This is a genomic window from Pseudomonas sp. P4_C3, assembly GCF_056402075.1.
The window spans coordinates 1-4,711 of record NZ_JBFUIC010000303.1; the positions used below are offsets into that span (position 1 = coordinate 1).

The following is a 4,711-nucleotide window of genomic DNA, read 5'->3' on the forward strand; positions in this document are numbered from 1 at the left end:
AAACAGGAGTTACTCGTATGAAGAAGTTCGCTATCGCTGCCGCTACTGCCACCGCGCTGACCCTGACCATGGCAAACGCGGCATTCGCCCAGACCACTCAAGCCACCCAGGCTCCAATGACCTTGGCGGCGGGTGAAATGACCAAGGCTACAGAAGCTACTTCCGATACCTGGATCACCACTAAAGTCAAAGCCGACCTGATGACCGAAAAAGGCATTCCAGGTAGCGACATCAAGGTTGAAACCAACAAAGGCGTGGTATCGCTGTCATCGACCACCGCCGTGACCGATTCGCAAAAAGAAATGGCTGTGGCTATCACCAAGAAAATCAAAGGCGTCAAGGCGGTCTCCGCTGACGGCCTGAAAGCCGAGTAAGGCAAGGCTTCTCGCCTGGATCGGGAGAAGGTGCGACAGACGGGCCCAGTTATACGTCTGTTGCAACCTGAGTGTTCATGCGAAGGGCCATAAGGATGTGGCCGCCACAGGCCCCGCGCATTTTTGCCGGGGCCTGTTCTATGTGTAATGCTGAAAATCAATTTGTAGGAGCGAGTTCACATGAATTGGGGGTGGGGTCAGTTTCCGCGTTTGCTGGTGATCTGTTTCAGCCGATTACCTTCGAACCGCAAGTATTGATACATCCCTCCATTCGGTCCGTAGGTCCATTCCTCGACCTGAAACTCCTCGCGCCGATCTGCACTGCGTTTGTAACCCAACAAGTCGCGACTGACCGGTTCACCGCATTTCTGCAGAACTTCGCTGGAGCGATCGCCGACGCTGATCAATTGGCTGCCACAGCGCAGGGTATCGGCCGCCCAGGCCTGACTGGCGGATAGCACCAGAACCAGGCCAGCCAGCAGCCACCGAACCGTCACTCGGCGTCCAGATGCATCGGTGTTACCACGCGGCCGTCACTTTCTGCCTCGCCCAGATTGGCGTCGATGAAATACACCCGGGTATCCTCCAGTTTGGCCTTGTCGACCAGGTAATCCTTGATGCTGCTGGCGCGTTCCTGGCCCAGTTGACGCAACAGCACGTCACTGGAGCTCCAGAACTTGATCACCTCGGCACGCATTTTCGTGGTGCGCTCTTCCTTGCCCAGATCCTTCCATTCGGCGGGGGGCTGGGTTTTCAGGCGGGTGCGGTAGATACCTTCGAGCAGCGGGCCTTTTTCCCCGTCTGGCACTTCCAGCAACGAAGCCTGGGCCGGGACCTTGTCGCCGCGGCGCTGGAGCATTTTGTAGTAGTTGTACTGGTACTCACGCTCCAGGCGTTGTTCGGCGATCAGTGGGCCATCGGCGCTCTGGGCGGCGGTGCCTTCGATTTCCAGGCGCAGGGCCGGGCGTTCCTTGAGCGCCTTGGACAGTTTGTCCAAAGCGCCTTCGGCGTCCTTGCCCAGGTCGCTGGAACCCGCTGCGAAGGAAACACTACCCAGGTCTTCCGCGCCACTTCCGTTGACCAGCCCGCCAATGAGCTTGAACGGCGCCGCCGCGGCTTTGACGATCAGGTTGCGCAGGGTCTGCCAGATAATCGGCATGACGCTGAACTGAGGGTTGTTCAGGTCGCCGCTGACCGGCAGTTCGATGGAGATCTTGCCGTCGACGTCCTTGAGCAAGGCAATCGCCAGTTTCAGCGGCAGGCTCACGGCATCCGGGCTGTCGACTTTTTCCCCCAGTTGCAGTTGTTCAACCACCACTTTGTTTTCAGCTTTGAGCTGGCCCTTGGTGATCTGATAGTGCAGGTCGAGATTGAGCCGGCCCTTGCGGATACGGTAGCCGGCGAACTTGCCGGAGTAGGGCGTCAGCGTGGTCAGTTCCACGCGTTTGAAGCTGGTGGCGATGTCGAGACTGGCCATCGGGTCGAACGGATTGACCGAGCCCTTGATGGTCACTGGCGCGTAGCGATCGACCTTGCCCTTGACGTCGACACTGGCCGGTTTCGGCTGGCGGCTGTCGATGGTGCCGATCTGCCCGTTGAGTTGCTGAATGGCGGTGGCGAAGTTCGGGGTCAGGCTGAAGTCGGCAAAGTTGGCCGAACCGTCATTGATGAAAATGCCGCCGATGTGGATGCCCAACGGTTTTTCGTTGCTGGCGGGTTTGCTTGCCGCTGGTTTTGCCCCGGAGTCTGCCGGTTGCGGAATCAGCAGGTCATCGATGTTGGTGGTGCGATCATCGTTGATCATGAAGCGCGCATAGGGCTGGAACAGGTTGATCTTGTCGATCGACAGGCTGTCCCCATGCTGATAGTTCAGGCCTTCGACCACGACCTGTTGCCACTTGAGGAAGTCGCGGGTTTTCAGGGTGTCCAGGGTATGCAACTGATCGACCTGGGCGCGGCCTGTGACGTTGAAGGCCAGGGGCTCGGTGCTTTTCAGGTCGACCGCCAGATCGCTGGCGAGCATGCCGCTGCGCAGCTCCAGGCGAATGAACGGCGTGATGTAGGACTGGGCAACACGCAGGTCGATGTCCCTGGTCTGGACCTTTAGTCTGGCGCTGACCGGGGCCAGGTTGACCTCGCCGTCGGCCATGATCTTGCCTTGCTTGCCCACGCCGGTATCGAGCTTGAGGGTAAAGGGTGAGCCGTTGAGGCTGTCGAAGTTTTGCAGGTCGAGGTTCAGCGGGCTCAGATCCAGGGCGACGGCAGGTTGTGCCTTACGGTCGGCCAGATGCACCTGGTAATCGCGCAACTGCACATCCTTGAGCAACACCTGCCAGGGTTTGCCTGGGGCGGCCGGTTCGGGCTTCGGTGAGTCTGCCGCCGCCGGAGTGCTGGCTGGTTCGGCATCCGCCTTGGCTTTGGCGGTGGGTTTTGACGGTTGGCTGGCGAACAGTTTCTGCCAGTCGAGTTGGCCGTCCGGTTCCAGAGCGGCCCAGGTTTCCAGTTTGTGGCTGCGGATCTTGCCGACCACCACTTGCTGTTTGGCCAGGTCCACGGTGGTTTCGCTGACGTCCAGGCGCTCGAGCTTCACCAGCGGCCGGCCATCCGGGGCCTTGATCGCGAAGGGTGCAATGTTGACCGCTACATTGCTCAGCAGCAGCTCGGTTTCCTTGGCCAGGCTGAATTTGTAGTCGGTACTGATGCTCATGATGCCGTTTTCGAGGTCCAGTGGCACGGCGTCGCGCACATAGGGCCAAAAGGCCTTCATTTTGCCATCGGTGATTTTCAGCTTACCTTCGGAAGCGATCGGGATCAGGCTGAAGTTGCCGGTCCAGTCGATTTGTCCGCCATTGGGGCCGACGGCCACCAAGGTCATGTCGGCGCTGTCATCGGGCAGAGTGCTGAGGTTCTTCAGCTCGAAATCGAGTGTGTCGTAGAGAAACTCGATGGGCTCGCTGGGCCGGGCATCTTCAAAGTGCACGGCGCCGCCGGCCAGCTTGATCCGCTCGATGCGCAGCGGAAACGGCTTGGCATCCGGGTTGGCGGGTGTGGGTTCGCTCGCTGGCAGTTTGAACAGCCCCAGCAGATTGAGTTTGCCGTCCTTGCTGAACAGGATTTCGGTCTTGGGCTTGTCCAGTTCGACATCGGACAGGTGCACCGCCTTGGTCCACAGGCTGTCGAGTTGCAGATTGGCGTACAGACGTTCGAAACCGACCTGCTCCTTGCCGGGCTCGCCGATATTCAAGCCCCAAAGGGTCAGTTCAAGGCTGAACGGATTGAATTCGATCCGCTGGATCGTGGCCGGTGTGGTGGCGTAGTTGGCCAGTTGCTGGTTGGCAACGCGCAGCGCCACACCCGGTAAAATCAGAAAGCCCAGCAAGCTGTAGAGGGCCAGAGCAGTCAACAAGGCACCAATGGCGCGAATCAATCCTTTGTACATGTGTGGCTTCATCTGTCTGGACCGGAGTGCCTTGGAGTATGGCACGCGTTTCCGGTTCCCAAGTGATCGCCCTGTTCAGTAAGTTTCAGATTTCTCCCACAGCAATCAGAGCTGCAGGATCAGGGTTTTCAGCGGTGGTTGCTGATCCATCGACGGGAAGTCGGCGCCTGGCGTCATCACGCGCCACTCACGCACCGGCCGCCCGGCCTTCTCTGCACAACGCAAAACCTGCTCGCGCCAGTCGTCCATGCTGACTTTTGCCAGGTTGTTGCAGCAGATCAGCACGCCGTTGTCGGCGGTGGTCAGCAGGGCGGGTTTGAGCAGGCTCTGGTAGTCGCGCAGCAGGTCGACGGTGCCGAATGCGCTCTTGGCCCAGGCCGGTGGATCCAGCAGTACCAGATCGTACTGGCGTTGTTCCAGGCGCTGATAGCTCGGCAGTTTTTGCCCGCGGCGCTGGCTGATCGGCAGGCCGGCCAGTTGGCGAATGGCCGGGAAGTAGTCGGACTGGATAAATTCCATGGTTGGCAACTGCGGGTTGAGTTGACCGTTCTCTCGGCCGACCGCCAGGTTGCCTTCGGCGAAGTCCAGGTTGCACACCTCGCGCGCGCCGCCGGCGGCAGCACTGAGGCCGACACCACAGGTGTAGGCGAACAGGTTCAGCACGCTTTTGTTTTTGCTGTGGTCCTTGACCCAGCCACGGGTGTTGCGCAGGTCGAGGAACAGCAGCGGGTCTTGTCCGGCATGGCGACCCCGCACCCGATAGTTCAGGCCCCATTCGTGGCCGACCAGGTCCTGCAGGGCGGCTTCGTCGGCGCGGTAGACGATGTCTTCGCGATCGATGCGCGAGTTGCCACGGGAGCGGTCGTTGTAGACCAGCAGGGTGTCATAACCCAGGTGC

General features: G+C 59.9%; 4 protein-coding genes. 1 reads left to right on the top strand and 3 read right to left on the bottom strand.

Going from position 1 to position 4,711, the window contains the following annotated elements:
- The first annotated feature begins 17 nt into the window (after window positions 1–17).
- On the top strand, window positions 18–374 hold the full coding sequence (locus tag AC1DVH_RS26185) for a BON domain-containing protein (RefSeq protein WP_477756239.1): 357 nt from the start codon (window positions 18–20) through the stop codon (window positions 372–374).
- 197 nt (window positions 375–571) lie between these two features.
- On the opposite strand, the gene AC1DVH_RS26190 is transcribed toward AC1DVH_RS26185, so the two are convergent.
- The 3 genes from AC1DVH_RS26190 to AC1DVH_RS26200 form a co-directional block, all read right to left on the bottom strand.
- Window positions 572–871, bottom strand: a complete 300-nt coding sequence (locus AC1DVH_RS26190) for a DUF2845 domain-containing protein (protein ID WP_477756240.1) — start codon at window positions 869–871, stop codon at window positions 572–574.
- Complete coding sequence (locus AC1DVH_RS26195; protein ID WP_477756241.1) at window positions 868–3,825, bottom strand: DUF748 domain-containing protein; 2,958 nt, start codon at window positions 3,823–3,825, stop codon at window positions 868–870. The genes AC1DVH_RS26190 and AC1DVH_RS26195 overlap by 4 nt, the downstream gene beginning before the upstream one ends.
- A 93-nt stretch (window positions 3,826–3,918) precedes the next feature.
- On the bottom strand, window positions 3,919–4,711 hold a 793-nt coding region (locus AC1DVH_RS26200; protein WP_477756242.1), incomplete at its 5' end, for a class I SAM-dependent rRNA methyltransferase.

Bases quoted from the DNA above. Each gene is read 5' to 3' on its own strand.
- AC1DVH_RS26185 (WP_477756239.1), top strand. From the start codon at position 18: ATGAAGAAGTTCGCTATCGCTGCCGCTACTGCCACCGCGCTGACCCTG.
- AC1DVH_RS26195 (WP_477756241.1), bottom strand. From the start codon at position 3,825: ATGAAGCCACACATGTACAAAGGATTGATTCGCGCCATTGGTGCCTTG.